1 protein-coding gene is annotated in these 305 nt (G+C 50.2%); it reads right to left on the bottom strand.

Annotated elements, in window-relative coordinates; genetic code table 11:
* Positions 1–305: cation diffusion facilitator family transporter (locus P353_RS05870; RefSeq protein ID WP_034366663.1), on the bottom strand; the 305-nt coding region annotated here is incomplete at both ends.

The raw sequence follows: 305 nt of genomic DNA, 5'->3' as shown, positions 1-305 counted from the left end.
AAAAAGACCCCCAATTGCGATCCACATCATCGCACCGGTAGCAATCTCCGACGGTATTAGCAAGCGCTGATACGCCTCGTACAAAATGTAGGCAGCGACCATAAAGAGTAATAAGGCATTGAACGTTGAGGCTAGGATCTCTATGCGAGCATATCCAAAAGTCCGTTTCTGGTCCGCTGGCCGCTTGGCTATTTGGAGAGCAATCAGTGAAATTGCCAGAGCAGCAGTATCTGTGAGCATATGTGATGCATCAGACAGCAGGGCTAGGCTGCCGGTAACGCATGCTCCGATAACCTCCGCAATCA

It is taken from the genome of Comamonas testosteroni, assembly GCF_000761245.1.
GTDB classification, from domain to species: domain Bacteria; phylum Pseudomonadota; class Gammaproteobacteria; order Burkholderiales; family Burkholderiaceae_C; genus Comamonas; species Comamonas testosteroni_C.
This window is presented reverse-complemented; position numbering and strand designations above follow the sequence as displayed.